The organism is Pseudomonas furukawaii (assembly GCF_002355475.1).
Lineage (GTDB): Bacteria > Pseudomonadota > Gammaproteobacteria > Pseudomonadales > Pseudomonadaceae > Metapseudomonas > Metapseudomonas furukawaii.
This window is the reverse complement of the sequence record NZ_AP014862.1, coordinates 5,051,641-5,072,927: the sequence shown is the minus strand read 5'-3', so window position 1 is coordinate 5,072,927 and position 21,287 is coordinate 5,051,641. Positions and strand designations below refer to the sequence as shown.

The 21,287-nt window shown below is 67.8% G+C and carries 19 protein-coding genes; 5 read left to right on the top strand and 14 right to left on the bottom strand.

Features of this window, described 5'->3' with window-relative positions:
- Nucleotides 1-73: 73 nt before the first annotated feature.
- Nucleotides 74-1,414 (bottom strand): imelysin family protein, encoded by a 1,341-nt coding sequence (locus tag KF707C_RS23500; protein ID WP_036993510.1) that lies wholly within the window; start codon nucleotides 1,412-1,414, stop codon nucleotides 74-76.
- A gap of 199 nt (nucleotides 1,415-1,613) precedes the next feature.
- On the opposite strand from KF707C_RS23500, the gene KF707C_RS23495 reads away from it, so the two are divergent.
- Both KF707C_RS23495 and KF707C_RS23490 read left to right on the top strand, forming a co-directional pair.
- Complete coding sequence (locus KF707C_RS23495) at nucleotides 1,614-2,186, top strand: LemA family protein (RefSeq protein ID WP_003454513.1); 573 nt, start codon at nucleotides 1,614-1,616, stop codon at nucleotides 2,184-2,186.
- A 2-nt stretch (nucleotides 2,187-2,188) separates the two neighbouring features.
- The gene (locus tag KF707C_RS23490) at nucleotides 2,189-3,094 is read left to right on the top strand and encodes a GIDE domain-containing protein (RefSeq protein ID WP_003454515.1); all 906 of its coding nucleotides are present in this window, start codon (nucleotides 2,189-2,191) and stop codon (nucleotides 3,092-3,094) included.
- 320 nt (nucleotides 3,095-3,414) lie between these two features.
- On the opposite strand, the gene KF707C_RS23485 is transcribed toward KF707C_RS23490, so the two are convergent.
- The 5 genes from KF707C_RS23485 to KF707C_RS23465 form a co-directional block, all read right to left on the bottom strand.
- Entirely contained in the window at nucleotides 3,415-4,545 is a 1,131-nt protein-coding gene (locus KF707C_RS23485) for an IS110 family RNA-guided transposase (RefSeq protein WP_036990837.1), read from the bottom strand.
- Nucleotides 4,546-4,962: 417 nt separating this feature from the next.
- Nucleotides 4,963-7,029 (bottom strand): putative bifunctional diguanylate cyclase/phosphodiesterase, encoded by a 2,067-nt coding sequence (locus tag KF707C_RS23480; RefSeq protein WP_003451373.1) that lies wholly within the window; start codon nucleotides 7,027-7,029, stop codon nucleotides 4,963-4,965.
- A 300-nt stretch (nucleotides 7,030-7,329) separates the two neighbouring features.
- The gene (gene sodB / locus KF707C_RS23475) at nucleotides 7,330-7,911 is read right to left on the bottom strand and encodes a superoxide dismutase [Fe] (RefSeq protein ID WP_003451390.1); all 582 of its coding nucleotides are present in this window, start codon (nucleotides 7,909-7,911) and stop codon (nucleotides 7,330-7,332) included.
- 205 nt (nucleotides 7,912-8,116) lie between these two features.
- Nucleotides 8,117-8,719, bottom strand: coding sequence for a LysE/ArgO family amino acid transporter (locus KF707C_RS23470; protein ID WP_003451392.1), 603 nt, complete (start codon nucleotides 8,717-8,719; stop codon nucleotides 8,117-8,119).
- Nucleotides 8,720-8,724: 5 nt separating this feature from the next.
- A complete protein-coding gene (locus KF707C_RS23465; protein WP_003451395.1) occupies nucleotides 8,725-9,132 on the bottom strand; it encodes an ACT domain-containing protein in 408 nt (135 codons plus the stop codon).
- 103 nt (nucleotides 9,133-9,235) lie between these two features.
- On the opposite strand from KF707C_RS23465, the gene KF707C_RS23460 reads away from it, so the two are divergent.
- The gene (locus KF707C_RS23460; RefSeq protein ID WP_003451396.1) at nucleotides 9,236-10,129 is read left to right on the top strand and encodes a LysR family transcriptional regulator ArgP; all 894 of its coding nucleotides are present in this window, start codon (nucleotides 9,236-9,238) and stop codon (nucleotides 10,127-10,129) included.
- A 120-nt stretch (nucleotides 10,130-10,249) separates the two neighbouring features.
- Nucleotides 10,250-11,239, top strand: a complete 990-nt coding sequence (locus KF707C_RS23455; protein ID WP_003451398.1) for an NAD-dependent epimerase/dehydratase family protein — start codon at nucleotides 10,250-10,252, stop codon at nucleotides 11,237-11,239.
- Between the two features lie 19 nt (nucleotides 11,240-11,258).
- On the opposite strand, the gene KF707C_RS23450 is transcribed toward KF707C_RS23455, so the two are convergent.
- Nucleotides 11,259-11,519 carry a hypothetical protein gene (locus KF707C_RS23450; protein ID WP_003451401.1) on the bottom strand — a complete coding sequence of 87 codons (261 nt, stop codon included), beginning with the start codon at nucleotides 11,517-11,519 and terminating at the stop codon, nucleotides 11,259-11,261.
- A gap of 304 nt (nucleotides 11,520-11,823) precedes the next feature.
- Between KF707C_RS23450 and KF707C_RS23445 the strand changes: the two genes are divergently transcribed.
- Nucleotides 11,824-12,672 (top strand): hypothetical protein, encoded by an 849-nt coding sequence (locus KF707C_RS23445; protein ID WP_003451403.1) that lies wholly within the window; start codon nucleotides 11,824-11,826, stop codon nucleotides 12,670-12,672.
- Nucleotides 12,673-12,714: 42 nt separating this feature from the next.
- Here KF707C_RS23445 and KF707C_RS23440 read toward each other — a convergent pair whose 3' ends face one another.
- From KF707C_RS23440 to KF707C_RS23410, 7 genes are all read right to left on the bottom strand, one after another.
- On the bottom strand, nucleotides 12,715-14,022 hold the full coding sequence (locus KF707C_RS23440; protein ID WP_003451417.1) for an OprD family outer membrane porin: 1,308 nt from the start codon (nucleotides 14,020-14,022) through the stop codon (nucleotides 12,715-12,717).
- Nucleotides 14,023-14,202: 180 nt separating this feature from the next.
- Nucleotides 14,203-14,973 carry an IclR family transcriptional regulator gene (locus tag KF707C_RS23435; protein WP_003451418.1) on the bottom strand — a complete coding sequence of 257 codons (771 nt, stop codon included), beginning with the start codon at nucleotides 14,971-14,973 and terminating at the stop codon, nucleotides 14,203-14,205.
- 82 nt (nucleotides 14,974-15,055) lie between these two features.
- Entirely contained in the window at nucleotides 15,056-16,537 is a 1,482-nt protein-coding gene (locus tag KF707C_RS23430) for an amidase (RefSeq protein WP_003451421.1), read from the bottom strand.
- Nucleotides 16,538-17,866: a citrate-proton symporter gene (locus KF707C_RS23425; RefSeq protein ID WP_003451424.1), complete on the bottom strand. Its 1,329-nt coding sequence runs from the start codon at nucleotides 17,864-17,866 to the stop codon at nucleotides 16,538-16,540.
- Between the two features lie 60 nt (nucleotides 17,867-17,926).
- A complete protein-coding gene (locus KF707C_RS23420) occupies nucleotides 17,927-19,138 on the bottom strand; it encodes a M20 aminoacylase family protein (RefSeq protein ID WP_003451427.1) in 1,212 nt (403 codons plus the stop codon).
- Between the two features lie 204 nt (nucleotides 19,139-19,342).
- Nucleotides 19,343-20,128, bottom strand: a complete 786-nt coding sequence (locus KF707C_RS23415; protein ID WP_003451428.1) for an oxygen-binding di-iron domain-containing protein — start codon at nucleotides 20,126-20,128, stop codon at nucleotides 19,343-19,345.
- Nucleotides 20,129-20,271: 143 nt separating this feature from the next.
- A complete protein-coding gene (locus KF707C_RS23410) occupies nucleotides 20,272-21,159 on the bottom strand; it encodes an acyl-CoA dehydrogenase family protein (protein WP_003451430.1) in 888 nt (295 codons plus the stop codon).
- Nucleotides 21,160-21,287 lie beyond the last annotated feature (128 nt).

Sequence of the window (21,287 nt, the reverse complement as noted above, 5' to 3'; positions counted from 1 at the left end):
GAAGGAACGGCGACCCATGAAAAAAGCGGATGCGGCACTGGGCCGCATCCGCTTCGGGTCAACGCGGGGTCGATCAGAACTGGTGATCGGCGTTGTCCGGCTTCAGGTCGGTGATGCCCAGCTTGCCGGCGGCTTCCTCGATGGCGCCGGTCTGCTTGACCAGGGCGGCGATGGCGTCGCGCACCAGTTGCTGGCCGGCGGTGTTGTCGGCGGCGATCAGCTGGTCGAAGTGAACGTCCTTGTTGGCGCTGTCCACCAGGGCTTGCAGCTTGCCTTCGGTGGCTTCCAGGTCGGCCTTCAGGGTGGTGTCGGTCTGGGCGTCGATCTTGGCCACCAGGGAGGACAGGCTCGGGCCGGTCAGGGTGGTGCCGTCGACCTTCTTGTACTCGCCCAGGTAAACGTTGCGGATGCCCTTGCCGTTGTAGAAGTGCGAGTTGTGGGTGTTGTCGCTGAAGCAGTCGTGCTCGTCTTCGGTGGAGTTGGCCTCCAGGGCGACCTTCATGCGCTCGCCGGCCAGTTCACCCAGGGACAGGCTGCCCATGCCGAAGAGCATCTTGCGCAGGCCGGACTCGGCCGGTTCGGCTTCCAGCTTGGCGCGGTAGTTGTCGGCCACGCCCGGCTTCCACTGGCCGACCATGTACTCCAGGTCGGCGACCAGCAGGTCGGTCACGGCCTTCAGGTACTGGCGACGGCGCTCGTTGTGGCCGCCGGTGGCGCCTTCACCCACGACGTAGTCGGTGGCCGGGCGGTTGCCGGCGCCCGGGCCGGTGCCGTTCAGGTCCTGGCCCCAGAGGAGGAATTCGATGGCGTGGTAGCCGGTGGCGACGTTGGCTTCGGAACCGCCCAGTTCGTTCAGGCTGGCCAGCTTCTCGCCGGTGATCTCGGTGACGTCGAGCTTGTCCTCGCCCACCTGGATCTCGGTGTTGGCGATGATGTTGGCGGTGGCGCCGGGGTTGCCCAGGGCGTGCTGGTAGTCGCCGGCGACGTAGTCGATCAGGCCTTCATCCAGGGGCCAGGCGTTCAGCTGGCCTTCCCAGTCGTCCACCACGGCGTTGCCGAAGCGGAAGACCTCGGTCTGCATGTAGGGCACGCGGGCGGCCAGCCAGGCGTCGCGGGCGGCTTTCAGGGTGTCCGCGTTGGGAGCGGCGAGGAAGGCGTCGATGGCTTTCTGCAGGGCCACGCCGGTGCTGTGGGCGTCGCTGAAGACGGCCAGGGCGAGGTCGGCGTAGTGGGCAACGACCTTCTTGGCCTCGGCCTCGTCGACCTTGGCGGCGGCAGCCGGCGCCGCGGTGCTGGCGGCTGCTGCGGGAGCGGCGGCTTGCGGTGCGGCGGCTTCTTTCTTGTCTTCACCACAGCCGGCGAGGGCGATGGCGACGGCGAGCAGGCTGGCAGCGGCCAGGGGCTTACGAATCATGGGCGAGGTCCTTTGCGTCTGGGTGATGTCGAACGGTGATGCGAAGTGAAAAACCGCCACATAATGCGAAAGATTTTCATTTTTGCAAAGGCCGAATTCAGGCGTTTTGCTATCGCTGTGGGGGATATCTCCTTGCCTGGCCGGAAATCCCATTAGAATCCCTGCAGCCCATGCCCCCCGCCTCAAGGAGAAGCTCCGCATGAGTCTCGCCGCCGTAGCCCTGACCGTGGTCCTGCTGCTCGTCGCCGCCTACGCGGTGATCCTCTACAACGCGCTGGTGCGCCTGAAGCACGGCGTGGGCAAGGCCTGGTCGAACATCGAGGTGCTGCTCAAGCAGCGTCACGACGAACTGCCCAAACTGGTGGAAACCTGCAAGCAGTACATGCAGCACGAGCGCACCACGCTGGAACGGGTGATCGCCGCCCGCAACGCGGTGGCCAGCGCTCGCGAAAAAGGCGATGTCGGGGCCCTGGGCCAGGCCGAGAGCGGATTGCGGGCCGGCTTGGGGCAACTCTTCGCCCTCGCCGAGAACTACCCGCAATTGAAGGCCAACGAAAGCTTCCAGTTTCTCCAGACCCGCATCAGTGGCCTGGAGAACGGCATCGCCGATCGCCGTGAGCTCTACAACGAGGCGGTGAACCTGAACAATGTCCGCGTCGAGCAGTTCCCCGACGTCATCATCGCCGGCCTGTTCGGCTTCAAGGCCGCCGAGCTGCTGGTGTTCAGCGAGGCCGAGAAGGCCGACGTGGATCTCAAGAGCCTCTTCAACTGAGCATGGCGCTGGATATTCCCGGACTCTCCATCAGCCTGGCCTTCAGCCTTGGCGCCTTCGCCGGCGGGGGTTGGTGGTGCCTGCGCCGACTGGCCCAGGCGCGGCTGTTGCTGGATACGCCCACCTCGAAGATCCGTTCCGCCGCCCAGGGTTACGTCGAGCTCTACGGCGTGCTGCATTCCCTGGGTGAGGGCCCGCTCCTGGCGCCGCTCACCGGCAAGCCCTGCCTCTGGTGGCGCTACCGAATCGAGCAGTACAGCGAGCGTGGCAAGAACAAGAGCTGGCGGGTGGTGGACAGTGGCGTCAGCGATGCCTGGCTGCGCCTGGCCGATGCCACCGGCGAATGCCTGATCGATCCAAGGGCTGCCGAGGTGCGCCCCGCCACCCGCGAGCGCTGGAAGGGCAGCCAGCGCCATCCCCGTGGCGGGCTGGTCGCCGGAGGGCTGTCCGGCTGGCTGGGCAGTGGCGAGTACCGGTACACCGAGGAACGCCTGCATGCGGGCGAACCGCTCTATGCCATCGGCGACTTCCACACCGGTGGCGGTGGGCACCAGGGCCTGGACCTGGCCACGGCCCAGGGTGCGGTGATCCGCGAGTGGAAGGGCGATTTCGCCGGGCTGCTGCAGCGCTTCGACAGTGACGGCGACGGCCAGCTGGGCGAGACGGAATGGCAGCGTGTGCGACTGGCCGCCCAGCTGGAAGCCGAGGACCGTCATCGACGCGCCAGCGTGGCGCCCGCGGTCAACCAGATGCGCCGACCGAGGGAGTCCCAGCCTTTCCTGCTCTCCAGCCATGGCGAGGACGAGCTCGCCCGGCACTTCCGCTGGCAGGCGCTGGCGGGTGCCCTGCTCTGCGTGGCGGGTGCGGTGGCGACGGTGTACCTGCTGCGTGTAACCGGGCTCTTGTAGGAGCGAGCTTGCTCGCGAAGCCGTCACGCCATTCGCCGGCAAGCCGGCTCCTGATATGGATTGACCTGTCAACTCTGGGTCTATTCTTTCGTTTTGTTCTTCTCCGCCAGTGGCTTCGGTTCAGGGGGTGGAGGGCGATTAGGCGACGGTGGATCACTCTGATATACGTGGGTTGGTTACCGACCTGACTTCACTTCGTCGCGGAGCTGCCCTTCTCTACGGTCGTGGGTCTGTCCTCCTCGCAGAGGACGCCACATAGGAGCGCCAGGGGTTCTCCTCACCGGCCCTCCACCCCCTGAACCGAAGCCACTGCTGCGGGTTCATGCCACGGCCTTACTGCCGTGTGCCTTGCCCGCCACCGCGCAGGCGATGGCCCAGATGAATCCCGCCAGCTCCCGGGCGATGGCGGTGGTGACCTGCTGCTTGAGCTTGCCCGCCGCCAGCAGCGCTCGATAACGACCGCACAAGCGCTTCTGCGCGTGCCAGGCGATGGCCTGAACCACCGCCGAGGTTTTCGCCGCGCGCGCCTCGATGACGCGTGTCTTGCGTGCCGGGAAACGGTAGTTCCACCCCGCTTCCACCAGCACCCGCCGGACATGGCCATTGCCCGTGCGGGTAATGCGGCCCTGGCGGCGTGAGCCACCGCTGGAGTGCTCGCTGGGAACCAGTCCCAGGTAGGCCATCAGCTCGCGCGGCGAGTCGAAGCGACTGAGGTCGCCCAACTCCGCCAACACCGTCATCGCCGTGATCAGGCTCACCCCGCGCAACGCCATCAGGGCTTGCGCCACCGTACCCAGCGACCAGCCGGCCAGCGCTTCGTGCATTTGCGCTTCCAGATCGGCCACCCGCCGTTGCATCGATTTAACGGTGTCGAGGTACTCCTGCAGGACGATCTGCTGCACCGGCGAGTCAAGTTTCACGCTCGCCAACCAGTGGAAATGGGCCTGGGTCCAGCGACTTTTACCGGCATAGACGTGCCCATGACGCAGCAAGAACGCGCCCAGGCGTTGCCGGCACTTCAGTTCCAGGGACTTCATGTCCTCCCGGGCGCGCGTCAAGTCGCGGATCGCTTCCTGCTCCTGATCCGGCACCCACACCGCCGTCAGCTCGCCCGCCCGATGCAGGCGCGCCAACATCAGGGCGTCCCGACGGTCGGTTTTCAACCGCTCGCCCGCCTTGCGCGGAATCAGCGAGGGCGCCACCACCACGCAACCATGGCCCAGCGCTGTCAGCTCACGGTAAAGGCCGTAGCCGCAGGGGCCGGCCTCGTAGCAGAAGCTCAACGCCTCGCCCTGCCGGCTCAGCTGCTTGAGCAGTTTGCGCAGCGCGCTGTCGCGGTTCTCGATGGTGCCGTGATAGTCCGGCTCACCGCGCCCCGGCCGTGCCACCGCGACAGCAATCGTCGCCTGGTGAACGTCCAAACCTACATAGACCTGGTTAAACTCGTTCATGACCTGTCCCCCTCGATGCGGCTCTGTGTTGGAGGTGTTTCCACCCCGAAAACATAACCCGCGCTTTCGAGGTGGGGCAGGTCAATCCATGATGTCTACGGATGTGCCAGCCCCTCTTGTAGGAGCGAGCTCGCTCGCGAACCGGTACGCAATATTCGCCGGCAAGCCGGCTCCTACGGACCTTCGCCCCCTGTAGGAGCGAGCTTGCTCGCGAAGATCGCCCGCACGTTCGCCGGCAAGCCGGCTTCTACGGATGTGCCAGCCCCCCTTGTAGGAGCGAGCTCGCTCGCGAACCGGTACGCAATATTCGCCGGCAAGCCGGCTCCTACGAACCTGCCGGCCCTGTAGGAGCGAGCTTGCTCGCGAAGATCGCCCGCACGTTCGCCGGCAAGCCGGCTTCTACGGACCTTCGCCGATTCAGAGGGTGGCGGGGTTGGCTGCGGCGTTGCTCAGCCGGCGGGCCTGCTTGAGGTAGCCGGTCAGTTCGCGGGCGGGCAGGGGCTTGCTGTAGAGGTAGCCCTGACCTTCGTTGCAGCCCTGGGCGATGATGTAGGCCTCCTGCTCGGCGGTTTCCACGCCTTCGGCGATCACCTGCATTCCCAGGCTGCGGGCGAGCTGGATGATGGCGCGGACGATGGTGGCGTCGTCCTCGTCTTCCAGCACGTCCTGGACGAAGCTCTTGTCGATCTTGATCTTGTCCAGGGGCAGGCTTTTCAGGTAGCTCAGGGACGAATAGCCGGTCCCGAAGTCGTCGATCGCGATCAGCGCACCGGAGCGGCGCAGGCTCAGCAGGTGCTGGGCGGCGGTGGAAATGTCTTCCATCAGGCCGGTTTCGGTGACCTCCATCTCCAGGCTGCGCGGGGGCAGGCGATAGACCTGCAGCAGGTTGTTCACCACCCGGGGGAGCTCGGCGTGGTGCAGCTGGACAGTGGAGAGGTTGATGGCCATGCGCAGTTCGGTGAAGCCCTGGTCATGCCATTCGCGCAGTTGCCGGCAGGCCTGGTCCAGCACCCATTCGCCGATGGGGATGATGGTGCCGTTCTGCTCCGCCAGGGGGATGAACAGGTCCGGCGGCACGAAACCCTGTTGCGGGTGCTGCCAGCGCAGCAGGGCCTCGACGCCGACGACGCGGTGGTCGCGGTAGTCCACCTGGGGCTGGTAGACCAGGTGCATCTCGCCCCGGGCGAGGGCTTCCCGCAGGTCCTTTTCCAGCTCCCGGCGACGGCGCATCTCGCTGTCCACGCTGGCGATGTAGAACTGGTAGCGGTTGCGCGACCGGCTCTTGGCGAGCGTCATGGTCTGCTCGGCCTTCTGCAGCAGCTTCTCGGTGCTGTCGCCGTCCTCGGGGAAGAGGGTGATGCCGATGGTGGCCCGCAGGCGGACTTCCTGCTGTTCCAGGCCGAAAGGTATCTCCAGGTCGTCCAGCACGCTCTGGGCCAGCTCGGCGGCCTCGTAGGGCTGCTCGATATCGGCCTGGACCAGGGCGAACTGGTCGCCCCCCAGGCGGGCCAGGGCGCCGAGCCGGCCGCTGTGGCTGCGCAGGCGATCGGCCAGGGCGATCAGCAACTGGTCGCCGGTCTGGTAGCTGAATTGTTCGTTGACGCCCTTGAAGTCGTCGAGGCCCACGCAGAGCACCGCCACGCGACGTTGCAGGCGGCCGGCGTCCTCGAGGATCTGGTCCAGTTGCTGCTGCAGCTGCTGGCGATTCGGCAGGCCGGTGAGGAAGTCGTACTGGGCCATGCGCAGCAGGCTGTTCTCGGCTTCGCGGCGCAGGTGCGTGTTGCGCTCGATGGAGGCCAGCAGGTCGTTGGCGGTGGTTATCCACAGGCCCAGTTCGTTCTTCTCGTTGCCCTTGAGCATGGGCAGCTTGTGTTCGCTGGGGCGGTCCGGATTGATGTTGGACAGGTGCTCGATGATCTTCGAGAGGGGCTTGGTCAGCAGCCAGTGGTAGACGAGGTAGAGCACCAGGCCCATGGCCAGGGCGCGAAGCACGCCGGAGATGAAGATGATGACCGAACTGGTGACGAAGTCTTCGCCGTAGGGGGCGGTGTCGAGGGTGATGCTGAGGTCGCCGTAGTATTCGCTGTAGGGGCTGCGGCCGACCAGCTGGATGCTGAAGGTCTGTTCCTTGCCGAGGATGGGGTCGGTGAGCCAGCGGGTCGGGAGTTCCATCAGCGGTCGGTCCCTTTCCGCCAGCATCGGCTCGTTGGGGTGGCCGATGGACGCCTGGCGAACCGACTCGTGCTGGAACAGGCCCTCGATGACCTGCATGCCCATCTCCCGGTCCAGGCTGTAGACCGCCTGGGTGGACGGGTCGCGGAACATGCCGAGGATGCGGTTGGCGTCGCTGGATACCGCCTGCCGGGTCTTGTAGACGTCGAACACGATCTGCGCGCAACTGAGCACCACACCCACCACCAGTGCGGACAGCAGTACCACGCGTAGCAGCTTCAGCGACAGGCTGTGTTTGAGATCCAGCTTCAAATGGAGATTCCTTGTTCGAGGCCGCCAAGCGTCAGACGGATGTGAGTATTGGCAAACTGACCCTGGCCGTCAAAGGGCCAGCATGCGAATGCCACTATTCATGCGTCCATGTCATGCGTCGGGTCGCGTTCGGCAACTGTTCCGCAGGTTTCGCCCCCTCACTGTGTCGGATTGAACCGGTCCGACCTTGAGGGCATATCCGACAATTTTTCCCTTGTACCGCAACAAGGCGACGAGCGATGCGCAAAAATGAAGAAACCCGGCGAATGGCCGGGTTTCCTTGATGCGCGGGCGCTAGCCTCAGGCTGCGTAGTTCTTGGCTACGAAGTCCCAGTTGACCAGGTTCCAGAAGGCCTCGACGTACTTCGGACGCAGGTTGCGGTAGTCGATGTAGTAGGCGTGCTCCCAGACGTCGCAGGTCAGCAGCGGGGTGTCGCCGCTGGTCAGCGGGCAGCCAGCGCCGATGGTGCTGGCCAGGGCCAGGGAACCGTCGGCCTTCTTCACCAGCCAGCCCCAGCCGGAACCGAAGGTGCCGATGGAGACTTTGCTGAACTCTTCCTTGAACTTGTCGAAGGAACCGAAGGCGGCGTTGATGGCGTCAGCCAGGGCGCCGGTGGGCTGGCCACCGCCGTTGGGGCTCAGGCAGTTCCAGTAGAAGGTGTGGTTCCAGATCTGGGCCGCGTTGTTGAAGATGCCGCCCGAGGAGGTCTTGATGATCTCTTCCAGGCTCTTGCCTTCGAACTCGGTGCCCGGAACCAGGTTGTTCAGGTTCACCACGTAGGCGTTGTGGTGCTTGCCGTGGTGGTATTCCAGGGTCTCGGCGGACAGGTGCGGCTCGAGGGCGTTCTTCTCGTAAGGCAGCGGCGGCAATTCGAAAGCCATGTCTATCTCCTTCATCAGGTCGGGATTTTTGCGCCAGGCGCGGGGCCGTTCACGGTCGGCCGAGAATGCGGCTGCGAGTTTGTACTCTTTTTGGCCGCGAAGTCCGGATCATAGCACCGGGACTGGGGGTTAACCACGCAGCAACTGTGTGGAAATGCCGGCTCCGCGGGCTCTGGCACGCCTGTCCCGTTCGGGCTCGAGGCCGTCAGATTCCCTTCAGCAATTGTGCCGCCATGGCGAACATCATCAGGGCCACCATCAGGTCCAGCAGGCGCCAGGTGGTCGGGCGCGCGAGCCAGGGAGCCAGCCAGGCGGCGCCGAGGGCCAGCGCGAAGAACCACACCAGCGACGCGCTGGCAGCGCCGAGGGCGTAGGCGCCGGGGACCGCCTGCTGGGCGCCGAGGGAGCCGATCAGCAGGACGGTGTCCAGGTAGACGTGGGGGTTCAGCAGGGTCACCGCCAGGGCCGCGGCGAGCACGGTGCGGCGGGAGCGCGGGCCGGCGTCGGCGGACTGGTCCAGGGTGCCCGGCCGGATCGCCCGGCGCAGGGCCTGCACGCCGTACCAGCCGAGGAAGATCACGCCGCCCCAGCGGGCCACCGCCAGCAGCACCGGGTTCTGTGCCAGCAGGGTGGCCAGGCCGAAGACGCCCAGGCTGACCAGCACGGCATCGCAGAGGACGCAGAGGGCGGCCACCGGCAGGTGGTGCTCGCGGCGCAGGCTCTGGGCGAGGACGAAGGCGTTCTGCGCGCCGATGGCGATGATCAGGCCGGCGGCGACCAGCACGCCGTTGAGGTAGCTCTGCCACATGTCGATCACTCCGCCTGGGCGTTGGAGGCCAGGGCCCGCAAGGTGGACAGGGCCCGTTCGGCGTCCGCGAGGGCGACGAACAGGTGGTCGTGGAAATAGCCGGCCACCACATTGCAGCTGATGCCGGCGTGGGCCAGCGCGGTGGCGAAGGTCGCGGTCAGGCCTACGGCGGCGAGGGAGGAGTGCACCTCCAGGGTGATCCAGGCGGCGCTGTAGTCGTAGGCCAGCCCCAGGCGGTCGGCATCGCCGCGCTCGAGGATCACCGTCAACCCCTCGCGTTCGCGGAAGCTGCCTACCGGGGCGCAGCCCTCCAGGCGCGAGGCGTCGTCCAGGGTGCAGAACACGTACTCGCCCGGGTTGCGCCGGGGCGACAGGTTGCGGAGCAGGAGGGTGAGCGCGGTTTCGCCGGCCATGGGGGATTCCTTAGAGGGTGGTGCTGACGGGATGTGGCCAGTCTGGAGGCCCTGGATGTATAAGGAAAACGAATCCTGCTGATCTCTCATTAGGAAAACTGATTTGTTCGACTATAAGTTGCTGGCCGCACTGGCGGCCGTGGTGGAGCAGGGCGGCTTCGAGCGTGCCGCGCAGTTGCTGGGGCTGTCGCAGTCGGCGGTGTCCCAGCGCATCAAGTTGCTCGAGGCGCGGGTGGGGCAGCCGGTACTGGTACGGGCCACGCCGCCGACGCCCACCGAGGTGGGGACCCGCCTGCTCAACCATGTGCAGCAGGTGCGCCTGCTGGAGCGGGACCTGCAACGCCAGGTGCCGGCGCTGGAGGAGGACGGCATTCCCGAGCGGCTGCGCATCGCGCTCAACGCCGACAGCCTGGCCACCTGGTGGGCGGCGTCGGTGGCGGGGTTCTGCGCCGAGCAGCGGGTACTGATGGAGCTGGTGGTGGAGGACCAGGAAGTGGGCCTCAAGCGCATGCGTGCCGGCGAGGTGGCGGCCTGTGTCTGCGCCGCCGAGCGCCCCGTCGCCGGGGCGCGCAGCCTGCCCCTGGGCGCCATGCGCTATCGCGCACTGGCGAGCCCCGCCTTCATCGAGCGGCACTTCCCGGACGGCGTGGCGCCCCATGCCCTGGCCCGGGTGCCGGCCATCGTCTTCGGCCCGGATGACCTGTTGCAGCATCGCTACCTGGCCGCCCTGGGCGTCGAGGGTGGCTTCGCGCACCATCTCTGCCCGTCGTCGGAAGGCTTCGTGCGCCTGACCGAAGGCGGGCTGGGCTGGGGCCTGGTGCCCGAACTCCAGGTACAGGAGCAACTGGCCCGGGGGGAGTTGCGCGAGCTGATTGCCGATCGGCCCATCGATGTTCCCCTTTACTGGCACCACTGGCGCCACGGCGGCGAGTTGCTGGCTCGGCTCACCGATCACCTGTCCCGGGCGGCGGAGCGCTGGCTGGTACCTATGGCGTAAGGGGATGGGAACGATCCGGGGGGCTGGCGTTCAGAGTCGCTGGGTTGGCTCTCGAGGTCACCCGCAGCGCCGCTGCGGGCTGCTAGAGTCGCGGGCAATACGAGTGGCGAGGACCGGTGGATGAAGATTCTGGTGACGGGGGCGAGCGGGTTCATTGGCGGGCGTTTCGCCCGATTCGCCCTGGAGCGGGGCCTGGACGTGCGGGTGAACGGCCGTCGTCCCGAAGGCGTGGAGCACCTGGTGAAGCGTGGCGCCGAGTTCGTCCAGGGCGACCTGTCCGATGTCGAGCTGGTGCAGCGCCTGTGCCGCGATGTCGACGCGGTGGTGCACTGCGCCGGGGCCGTGGGCGTCTGGGGCCGCTACGAGCATTTCCACCAGGCCAATGTGCAGGTCACCGAGAACCTGGTGGAGGCCTGCCTGAAGCAGCGGGTCCGGCGCCTGCTGCACCTGTCCTCGCCTTCCATCTATTTCGACGGCCGGTCCCACGTCGCGGTGCGTGAGGAGCAGGTGCCCAAGCGCTTTTCCGACCATTACGGCGCGACCAAGTACCTGGCCGAGCAGAAGGTCTTCGCCGCCGAGGAGTTCGGCCTGGAGGTGATGGCCTTCCGTCCGCGCTTCGTCACCGGTGCCGGCGATACCAGCATCTTCCCCCGTCTGATCGCCATGCAGCGCAAGGGCCGCCTGAGGATCATCGGCAACGGCCTGAACAAGGTGGATTTCACCTGCGTGCAGAATCTCAGCGACGCGCTGCTCAGCGGCCTGTCCGCCAGCGGTCCGGCGCTGGGACAGGTCTACAACATCAGCAACGGCCAGCCGGTCCCCCTCTGGGACGTGATCAACTATGTGCTGCGCAAGCTGGGCGAGCCCCAGGTCACGCGGCACCTGCCTTACGGCCTGGCCTATGGCGCCGCGTTGCTCAACGAGTCGGTCTGCCGGGTCTGGCCGGGGCGGCCGGAGCCGTCGCTCTACCGCCTCGCGGTGGCGGTGATGGCCAAGGACTTCTCCCTGGACATCAGCCGCGCGCGGGAGCTGCTGGGCTACGAGCCCAGGATCAGCATCTGGCAGGCGCTGGACGAGTTCTGCGGCTGGTGGGGCGCCCAGCAGCCCTGAACGACGCGGCGGGCGTCGGCTAGCCGCGCAGGGGGCCCGCGTACTGGGTGTACTTGCGGATCAGCTCTTCCTCGCTGAGGGTGGCCTTGAGGCTGACCCCGGTGAGGGTGCTGAGGTGCCGGCCCAGCTCGCGGGTCGCGTCGTGCTGGGACTCGGCACTGGCGCTGAGCATGGACAGGATGGCGTCGGGCTGGCTGAGGCGGATATCCACAGCCTGTTCTTCACGCAGCTGGCGCCGCAGGGTCTGCATGCAATCCAGCACAGCCTTGTTCAATTCCATACCTTCTTCCCCCATGGTCGAAGTAGGCCCCCTCCCTCCATCCCGAAAGGCGGGTAGCCTGCCGGAGCCCTCGACTCCGTCTGGCGCTTTCCTGGCATGGCCCCGGACGGGGCTGGCATCTGGCTAGCAAGGCCCGTACCAGCCCGCAACGCCAGGAACCGCGCGGGCTGGCCGTGGTCCACCCAGAGGTGATGCCCCGCGCAGGTGCAACCCGCACCAAGCGGGCGCGACGCTGAAGAGCGCGGGCCGAATCGGTATACTGCCGGCCACTCGCGATTCCGCTTTCCTCTCCAAAGGTTCCCCCATGCGCAATGACGCCCTCGATGACGTGGATGATGTCCCCAGCCTGAAAACCGATGCCCGTGATCGCGACGAGTTCGGCCATCACCCGGCCGCCGCCGAGCCGGTGTACCGCCAGAACGGTCAGGTCGCCGCTGTGCACCGCGCCCGGGGCGCCGGCACCGGGCCGCTCTGGGCCCTGGTCGTCGCGCTGCTGGTTGCCCTCTGCGGCCTTGGCTGGTGGAGCTTCCAGCAGATCAGCCTGATGGAACAGCAGCTGGTGGCCACCCAGGAAAGCTTCGCGCGGATCAGCGAGGAAGCGGCTGGCCGTATCCAGGACATCTCCGGCAAGGTGGTGGCCACCGAGTCCAGCATCACCACCGGCAGCGAATCGTTGAAACTGCAGCTCAAGCAATTGCAGAACAAGGTCGCCGAGCTGGCCCGGCAGCAACAGAACGCCGGCGCCCAGCTGGGCAGCCAGGGCAAGCGCGTGGAGCAGCTGGCCGCCGACCTCAAGGCCGCCCAGGGTGCCACCGCTCAGTTGGGCAGCCAGTTGTCCGGCAAGCTGGATGGCCTGGCCGCCGAACAAGGCAGGCTGAAGGCGACCCAGGACAGCCTGGCCCAGCTGGACGGCCGCCTGAAAGGCCTGGGCAGCGATGTCGAGGCCCTGAAGAAGCAGGGCAACCCGAACCAGGCGATCAGGAGCCTGGAGCAGGACCTGCTGGTGCTCCGCAGCGAACTGGACAACCGACCGGCCCCCACCCAGGGTGCCAGTACCGCCGAGTTCGACGCCTTCCGCGCCCAGATGACCCGCAACATCAGCACCCTGCAAAGCCAGGTGCAGAACCTCCAGCAGCAGCTCAACGCCCGTTGAGCCGCGTGGGGGCGTTGCCGTCCGTGCAACGCCCCCGCTTCCTCAGAAGCGATACACATAGTTCAGGTAAACCCGCTCGGCGTTGTGGGTGAGTATCCCCGCCGGCCCGCGTGAGGCGAAGGTGCGCTGGACGCCGTCCGGCGTGCCCTTGGTGTGGAACTCGTTGTGCAGCCACACCAGGCTCAGGCCCTTGAACAGGCCGTCGAAGCCGTACTGCAGCAGGCTCTGGAATTCCCGCCGGGAGAACCCCTCGTAGCCGGCGGCGTGGTCGGAGAAGGCGTAGTGCAGGTCCAGCCGCAATTGCGGAAGGCCCAGGGCGGAGAAGTTGCCGCCGCCCACCAGTTTGAACATCTCCTCGTCCTCCAGCCCGAAGTAGTAGAAGAGCTTGGCGCTGCTGTTCCAGGTGCCGTGGTCCTTGCTGAAGAACAGCCGGTCGAAGTCGTCGCCGCGCACCCGGTTCCAGGTCAGGCCGGCGTAGTAGTTCGGCGTGCGGTACTTCGCCGACAGGTCGAGGTAGCGGGCGTCGTGGCGGGTCTCGGCCTGGTAGAGGCCGCGCACGCCCTCCTGTTCGAAGCGGCTGCCGGCGTCCTGCTGCATCCCGTGGGTGGCATGGAAGTCCAGGGCGCGACCCTCGGACAGCTCGAGGCTGTGCTCCAGCTTGAGGGAGGCGGCGCGCAGGTAGTCCTCGGCCTCGGCGTACTCCGCCAGCAGGCGGGTGCCGGTGGGCAGGCGCCAGTCGAGGGCGCCCAGGTGCAGGGCGTCGATCCGCTCGCCGCGGAAGTTGGTCAGGTCGTCGCCCCAGCCGTTCTCGTTGCGCGGGGTGAACTGGTCGATGCGGCTGTAGCGCAGCAGCAGGCCCTTGACGCGGTAGTCCAGGTCGAAGCCCCGGGTGGACGCGGGCAGGATGCGCGAGGTGTCGTCGTGGTACTGGGCGAAGCGACGGATCTTCTTGCCGCCGCCGAGGACCAGTTCTCCGGCGTCGCCCGCCAGGCGGCCACGCAGGTAGGCCTCCAGGGGCTTGGCCAGACCGTGGGGCGACTGCACCGAGTCGTCGGGTTCGAGGTTGCTGATGCTGGTGGCGTTGCCGCCGACGTTCAGGTCGTCGGCCAGGCCGTAGCTGTAGTCGAGGCCGAGCCAGTCCCGGTACCAGCCGGAGCTGAAGCTGAACTGGGCCCCCTGCACCCATTCGTTGCGGGTCGGGCCGACGCCGTCGCCGTTGTTTTCCTTCCAGTAGAACTGGCTGTAGCGCAGCGTGGTCACGCTGTCGTCGACGAAGCCGGCGGCGCCGGCGGTTCCGGCCAGGAGGCACCCGGCCAGGCCGGCGAGGTAGCCATTCAGTGGATTGCGCATGTCGTTACCCTTGTTCTTGTAATTCGACGGTAGAGCCGCTGAGCGGGTCGACACCCATTGTCGAAATGGGGGAATCAAGGGCAATTCAATTGGGTTTCATCAGGTGGAACGGGGCGCGGCGCTGATTGCGCCCACGCCGAAGGCCACGCCGGGGCGTGGCTGAGGTCGATTCGGCGGGGCTCAATCCAGGCGGTGCTGCAACCGGCTGATGGTCTCCGCCAGGTTGTCCAGGTACCGGCGACGCACGCTGCTCACGCTGTGCTCGTCGCGGGGCCACTGCAGCGCCATGCTGCCCACCACCCTGCCCTGGCTGCGCACCGGCAGGGCCACGGCCCGGATCAGGAAGGGCAGGCGCACCGCGTACTCCCAGGAGCCTTCCGTGCGCTCGCCAAAGCCCTGGTTGAACGCCTGCTGCTGGACGCGCAGCAGGTCGTCGCTACAGAGGCGGTGGCGCACGGCGAGGCGCCGGGCGTGTTCCTCGTCCAGCTCCGCCAGGCAGGCCTTGCCCATGGCCGAGTAGAACAGGCTGGCCTTGAGCCCCATCACCAGGCGGTTGTTGGGGTAGCGTTTGCGCAGGACCTCGGGAACCGAACTCTCCACCACCAGCAGATCCTGGCCGTCGAAGGACGACAGGTCCGTCACCAGCCCGGTGTGCTCGGACAGCTCCTTGAGCAGGGGCGAGGCCTGCTCCACCAGGTGCCGGGAGAAGCGCAGCTCCGGGTCGCCGAACAGGCGCCGTGCCGAGAGCCGGTAACGCCGGTCGCAGAGGCCCCGGTACAGCCAGCCCCGGTCCTGGAGGGTGTGCAGCAGCCTCGACACCGTGGCCTTCGGCAGCCCGGTGAGGTAATGCAGCTCCTCCAGCCCCAGGGAATCGTGTTCTCCCAGCAGTTCGACAATGCTCAGCGCGCGTTCCACCGAGCGCACCGTGCCGCTTTCGTCTCTCGCTTGCATATCCGTCTCCACACCACACCCGCCGGGATCAGCGGCGGGATTTAGCAAGATACGGACCCGATGCACCGATTGGGCTAGCCGCTCATGGCGCGGCTCCGACCAGCGGTGGCGGGCAGTTTCGGACCCACTGGGTGAGCTGCTCATGGGCGTAGGCCAGTTGCAGCACCGCGAGGTCCGCCTGGGCGGGGCCGATGATCTGCAGCCCCATGGGCAGGCCGGCGGGATTGAAGCCCACCGGTACGCTCATGGCCGGGAGGCCGGCCAGGGTGGCGCCGATCGTCACCTCCATCCAGCGGTGGTAGCTGTCCATGTCCCGCCCGGCGATCGTCTTCGGCCAGTGCAGCGATGCCTCGAATGGAAACACCTGTGCACTGGGCAGTAGCAGGTAGTCGTAACGCAGGAACAGCCGGTCCAGGGCGCGGTACCAGTCGCTGCGGTCCAGTGTGGCCTGGAACACCTCCCCGGCGCTGAGGCGCTGGCCGCACTCCACCTCCCAGCGGGCCTCGGGCTTGAGCAGGGCACGCTGGGACGGATCGGCGTAGGCGGGCGCGAGGCTGCCGGCCACCAGCCAGGCGCGATGCACCAGCCAGCAGCGCCAGAGGCGTTCCGGGTCGTAGTCCGGCAGGCAGTGCTCCACCTCGCAACCCAGGGTGCGGAAGTCCGCCAGGGCGTTTTCGCAGAGGGCCAGCAGCCCCGGCTCCATGGGCAGGTGGCCGCCCAGGTCGCCGAGCCAGCCGATGCGCTTGCCCCTGACGTCACGCACCAGCGGACCGGCCAGGTCGCTGGTGCCGCCGAGGGCCAGGGGCGCGGCGCGATGGCGGCCGGCCTGGGTCTGCAACAGGGCGGCGACATCGGCGACGCTGCGGCCCATGGGGCCCTCGGTGGCCAGTTGCTGGGCGAACAGCTCGGGCGTGGGGCCGAAGGGCACGCGGCCCAGGGAGGGACGCAGGCCGTAGAGGTTGTTGAACGCGGCCGGGTTGCGCAGGGAGCCCATCATGTCGCTGCCATCGGCCACCGGCAGCATGCGCAGCGCCAGGGCTGTGGCGGCGCCTCCGCTGCTGCCCCCGGCGCAGAGGCCGGGGTCGTAGGCGTTGCCGGTGGTGCCGAAGACGCTGTTGTAGGTGTGGGAGCCCAGGCCGAACTCCGGCACGTTGGTCTTGCCGACGAACAGGGCGCCGGCGTCCCGTACCCGGGACACGGCGATGGCGTCGTGGCGGGCCACCTGCCCGGCGAACAGCGGCGAGCCCATGCTGGTGGGCAGGCCGGCGCAGGCGGCCATGTCCTTCACCGCCTGGGGCATGCCGTGCATCCAGCCGAGCCATTCGCCCCGGGCCAACTGGCGATCGCGCTCCTCGGCCTCGTCCAGCAGCACCTCCGGTGGCCGCAGGGACACCAGGGCGTTGACCTTGGGGTTGAGCCGGTCGATCTGTTCCAGGTAGGCCTGCATCACTTCGCGGCAGGACAACTGGCGGGTACGGATCGCCTCGGACAGCGGCAGGGCGTCGAGGGCGACGATCTCCCGCTCCAGCGAGACGAGTGCGGGGGTGGATTCGAATCGGGTCATTCAAAGGCTCCGGGCAGTCTGGGAGGTGACCTGGCGTCTGGCCTGGCGTTCCAGGGCGGCGGGGGCGCCCTCGCGGAAGAACCAGACCGACACCAGGCCGATGACGGCGGCGAACAGCACGTAATAGGCCGGGGCGACCGGGTTGCCGGTGGTCTTGGTCAGCCAGGTGACGATGAAGGGGGCGAAGCCGCCGAACAGCATGACCCCGAGGTTGTTCGACAGGGCGAGGCCGGTGGAACGCACGGCGGTGGGGAACTGCTCCGAGGCGGCGGTCGGTGCGGGGCCGTAGATCACGCCGATGGTGGCGCAGAGCAGCAGCTGCATGGCCAGCAGGCGCTCCAGGCTCGGGGCCGCAGCCACCCAGGTGAACAGGGGATAGACGATGACCAGGAAGACCAGGTTGCCCACCAGCAGCACGGGGCGTCGCCCCAGGCGGTCGGAGAGGGCGCCGGCGAAGGGGATCACCAGGGTCATCAGGGCCACCGCCGCCATCTGCACCATGAAGACCTGGTCCAGCGGCAGGCCCAGTTGCTTGTGGGCGAAGGTGGGCATGTTCACCAGCACCACGTAGAAGGCCACGGTGCCGGTGATGGTCGCGCCGAGGGTGACCGCCACCGCGCGACGGTTCTCCCGCAGCATGCGGCCGAAGCCGATGGGCTCGCCCCGCTGGGCCTCGCGGGATTCGAGGAAGGCTTCGGTCTCCTCCATGTGGCGGCGCATCCACAGGCCCACCGGGCCGATCAGCAGGCCGAGGATGAAGGGCAGGCGCCAGCCCCAGCTGTCCAGTGCCTCGGGCGCCAGGGTGTGGGTGACCAGGGCGCCCATGCCCGAGCCGGCGAACACCGCCAGGCACTGGCCGAACAGCTGCCAGGCGCCGTACAGGCCGCGACGGTCGGCGGGCGCGGCCTCCACCAGGAAGGCGGTGGCGCTGGCGTATTCCCCGCCGGTGGCGAAGCCCTGGAGCATCCGCGCCACCACGATCAGCAGGGGCGCGCCCAGGCCGATGGCGGTGTAGTCCGGGGCGAAGGCGATCATGGCGATCGCGACGGTCATCAGCAGGATGATCAGTTGCATGGCGGCCTTGCGGCCCTTGCGGTCGGCATAGAGCCCCAGCAGGACCCCGCCCACCGGGCGCATGAAGAAGCCGACGCCGAAGGTGGCCAGGGCCATCAGCAGCGAGGCGTATTCGCTGTCGGAGGGGAAGAACAGCCGGGCGATGATGCTCGACAGGAAGCCGTAGACGATGAAGTCGTACCACTCGAGGGCGTTGCCGATGACGGCGGCGGTGACCTGGCGGGTACGCGAGGTCCCGCTCGGGGAAGCGTGCATGGGGTCTCTCCGGGAATCTGGACGGTGGGGGCTCAGGCGCTCGGTGCTGCGCCCGGTTCGTCAGTGGGCAGTGGCAGGGGCCTGGGAAGGCGTGGCGGTGTCCTGCAGCCAGGTTTCCGCCAGCGCGGCCCAGTACGCGGCGCCGCGTACCAGGATCTCGTCGTTGAAGTCGTATCCGGGGTTATGGACCATCGGCCGGTCGGGCTCGGCGCCATTGCCGATGAAGAGGTAGCTGCCGGGGCAGCGCTGGAGCATCCAGGCGAAGTCCTCGCTGCCCATCACCATCGGGGCGTCCTGCACCTGCCCGGGGCCGGCCAGGGCTTCGGCGACCTGACGGGCGAACGCGGTCTCCGCGCCGCTGTTCTCCAGCACCGGATAGGCCGGGCGGTGCTGGATGCTGGCGCGGCATCCGTAGCTTTCCGCCTGCAGGCGGATGATGGCCTGGACCCGTTCGAGCACCTGCTCGCGCACCCTGGGGTCGAGGGCGCGCAGGCTCAGGCGCAGCAGCGCGCTCTGGGGAATCACGTTGGCCGCTTCGCCGGCCTGCAGGGCGCCGACGGTGACCACCGCCGCCTGCTGCGGGTCGACGTTGCGTCCCACCACGGTCTGCAGGGCCATCACGGCGCTGGCGGCGGCCACCAGCGGGTCGACCGCGAGGTGAGGGGTGGAGCCGTGGCTGCCGACGCCCTCCAGGGTCACGTCCAGCAGGTCCTGGGAGGCCATCAGCGGACCTTCACGGAAGCACAGGTGCCCGGTCTCCATGCCCGGCATGTTGTGCATGCCGAACAGGGCCTGGCAGGGGAAGCGTTCCAGCAGGCCGTCGGCGAGCATGGCCTCGGCGCCGCCCTGGCCTTCTTCGGCGGGCTGGAAGATGAGGTTGAGGGTGCCTTCGAAGCGGCGTGTCGCCGCCAGGTAGCGTGCGGCCCCCAACAGCATCACGGTGTGGCCGTCATGGCCGCAGGCGTGCATGCGACCGGCGTGGCAACTGCTGTAGGACAGGCCCGTGGCTTCGACTATGGGCAGCGCATCCATGTCGGCGCGCAGCCCCAGGCCACGCCCGGCGTCGCCATTGCGCAGCACCCCGACCACCCCGGTGCGGCCGATGCCGGTGTGCACCTCGTAGCCCCACTCCCCCAGCAGGCGGGCCACCAGGGCGGCGGTGCGCTGCTCCTCGAAACCCAGCTCCGGGTGGGCGTGGATGTCCTGGCGCAGCGCCCTGAGATCGGCGGCGATGTCCTCCAGCCAGGCTTGAATCTGTGCGAAACGGGACATTGTTCTTGTTCTCCTCGTTGATTCAGCGACCGCGTTCGCGGCTGGCCATCAGCTAACCGCGTGGGCGGGCGGAGGACAATCGAAGGTGGTTCCGCAGGGTGGAACCCGGGGGCCGAGCGGGGTGCCCGAGGCCTTGCAGGCCGGGCCATGAGGCGTTTCCCCATGGCGCGGCCACGACCTGTGGTCGTGGCGTGTCAGGTCAGTTCAGCGCGGCAGCCGGTAGTCGTCCGGCCCCATCAGGTCGATGCCGCATTCCAGGTTCTCGATCCAGTAGAGGAAGGCGCTGATCATTTCCTGGCCGACGAAGGGGCGGCCGTGCTGGGGCACGATCATGTCCACGTCCATGCCCCGCACCATGCTGGCCCAGAGCCGGCAGACCTTGTTGCTGGCCATGTAGCGGCGGTGGAAACCTTCCATGTTCGGCACGTGGTTGACGAAGTCCCGCACGGGGTTGGCGTCGTCCACCAGGGAGGCGCCCATGTCGCCGGAGAAGAGGATGCGGCTCACCGGGTCGTAGAGCTGGAAGTTGCCGACCGAGTGGAGGAAGTGCGCCGGGACGGCCTTGAGTTCGCAGTGCCCGAGGCTGATGGAGTCGCCCCGGTCGGGCAGGGCGATGATGCGGTCGTAGGTGGAGATGCCATGGCTGATGGCCAGGTAGTTGGCGGTGAGGTGGGGCAGGAAGCGGGCCCAGAGCTTGGAGCAGATGACCCGCGCGCGGGTGTGCAGCAGCCACTTGTCCAGGGAGGCGATGATGTCCGGGTCCTGGTGCGAGGCGAAGATGTAGGTGAGGTCCTGCACCGGCATGCGCTTGGACAGCTCCAGGGACAGGGGCGTGTAGGTCAGGTCGCCGCCCGGGTCCAGCAGCAGGTACTGGTCGTGGTCGGTGATGAGGAACTGGTTGGATTGCACGCCATCGCCGCTGACCAGGTCGTCGAACATCAGGCATTGATGGGTGCCGTTGTCGAACAGCACGATGGGGTCGCGACGCATGGCAATCTCTGTAGGAAGTGCGGCGTTCACATGTAAGTCATTTCGCACAGTGACGTCCTGACGTGGATCAACCCAGGTCGCTCATCGTGCCGGCTCCGGCTTCCCTCTCCCAGGGGGAGAGGACGTCTGTCCGTGGCTGCCGATCAAGCGAGGCCCAGGGCGGTCAGCGCGTTCTCCAGGCGCTTGACCCGCGCGCCGTTGGCGATCTCCAGCAGGCCCTGGTCCCTTCGCCACAGGTCCGCCCATTCCGCCGGGCCGGCGGCGAAGGCGGAATCGAGTTCGGGCTTCAGGGCCTTGAACGACTCGAACAGGCCCGCGAGCAACAGATGCATCACCGCGGAGGTGGCGCACTGGCGGGTGACCTCGGCGGCGCTGCCGAGCAGGGCCAGCAGGCGCAGTTGCAGGGGGCGGGGCCAGCCGCTGTCGCGGCCCACGCCGTAGAGCCAGCCGGTGATGGCGGCGAGCACGTGCAGGTCCTCGAGGCTGCGGAACGGCTTCACATAGGCATCCCAGCCGTCGCCGGCGAGGCGTTCGCAATGGGCCGCCTCCAGGTGCAGGCGGGCATGGGGCACATCGGGCATCAGCGCCAGCGCCGGCAGGGCCTCCAGGCGGACGCCCGGATCCCCGTTGCGCACCACGGCCAGGACCATGCGCGGCGGCTCTCCTTCGGCTTCGTCCCGGGCCGCCACCAGCAGCCAGTCGGCGGCGGTGCCGGCGGTGACGAAATCCTTGCGGCCGGTGAGCGCCAGGCCATCCAGGCGGGTCCGTTGGTCGGCGGGGCGCACGCTGCGGTTTTCCGTGACGCAGAGGGCGCCCAGGCTCAGCGGCGCCGACGGCCAGAGCAGGCGCAACGCACCCTGGTAGCCGGCGAGGAAGGCCAGGCCCGGCGTGGGCGCGAGGCGGCCACCGAGGACCGCCAGTTCGAAGGGCGTGACCTCGCCCAGGCGGTCCAGCAGGGCACCGTACCAGTCATCCACGGCGGGGCTGGCGGGCAGGCGGGGGGCGGCTTCGAGCAGGCGTGGCCAGGGCATCGGTGGGGCTCCTCGGGGGCTGTCATGGAAGGATCACCGGATCGTCACGGGCGTGACACCGGGTCTACCTAGCCTGAGCTTGCACAACAAGATCGTCCGGCTGCAACCGGGATCGAGCCGGCCTAGGG

Coding starts and splice junctions, on each gene's coding strand:
- KF707C_RS23500 (WP_036993510.1), bottom strand. CDS start 1,414: ATGATTCGTAAGCCCCTGGCCGCTGCCAGCCTGCTCGCCGTCGCCATC.
- KF707C_RS23495 (WP_003454513.1), top strand. CDS start 1,614: ATGAGTCTCGCCGCCGTAGCCCTGACCGTGGTCCTGCTGCTCGTCGCC.
- KF707C_RS23490 (WP_003454515.1), top strand. CDS start 2,189: ATGGCGCTGGATATTCCCGGACTCTCCATCAGCCTGGCCTTCAGCCTT.
- KF707C_RS23485 (WP_036990837.1), bottom strand. CDS start 4,545: ATGAACGAGTTTAACCAGGTCTATGTAGGTTTGGACGTTCACCAGGCG.
- sodB (WP_003451390.1), bottom strand. CDS start 7,911: ATGGCTTTCGAATTGCCGCCGCTGCCTTACGAGAAGAACGCCCTCGAG.
- KF707C_RS23470 (WP_003451392.1), bottom strand. CDS start 8,719: ATGTGGCAGAGCTACCTCAACGGCGTGCTGGTCGCCGCCGGCCTGATC.
- KF707C_RS23465 (WP_003451395.1), bottom strand. CDS start 9,132: ATGGCCGGCGAAACCGCGCTCACCCTCCTGCTCCGCAACCTGTCGCCC.
- KF707C_RS23455 (WP_003451398.1), top strand. CDS start 10,250: ATGAAGATTCTGGTGACGGGGGCGAGCGGGTTCATTGGCGGGCGTTTC.
- KF707C_RS23450 (WP_003451401.1), bottom strand. CDS start 11,519: ATGGAATTGAACAAGGCTGTGCTGGATTGCATGCAGACCCTGCGGCGC.
- KF707C_RS23445 (WP_003451403.1), top strand. CDS start 11,824: ATGCGCAATGACGCCCTCGATGACGTGGATGATGTCCCCAGCCTGAAA.
- KF707C_RS23440 (WP_003451417.1), bottom strand. CDS start 14,022: ATGCGCAATCCACTGAATGGCTACCTCGCCGGCCTGGCCGGGTGCCTC.
- KF707C_RS23435 (WP_003451418.1), bottom strand. CDS start 14,973: ATGCAAGCGAGAGACGAAAGCGGCACGGTGCGCTCGGTGGAACGCGCG.
- KF707C_RS23430 (WP_003451421.1), bottom strand. CDS start 16,537: ATGACCCGATTCGAATCCACCCCCGCACTCGTCTCGCTGGAGCGGGAG.
- KF707C_RS23425 (WP_003451424.1), bottom strand. CDS start 17,866: ATGCACGCTTCCCCGAGCGGGACCTCGCGTACCCGCCAGGTCACCGCC.
- KF707C_RS23420 (WP_003451427.1), bottom strand. CDS start 19,138: ATGTCCCGTTTCGCACAGATTCAAGCCTGGCTGGAGGACATCGCCGCC.
- KF707C_RS23415 (WP_003451428.1), bottom strand. CDS start 20,128: ATGCGTCGCGACCCCATCGTGCTGTTCGACAACGGCACCCATCAATGC.
- KF707C_RS23410 (WP_003451430.1), bottom strand. CDS start 21,159: ATGCCCTGGCCACGCCTGCTCGAAGCCGCCCCCCGCCTGCCCGCCAGC.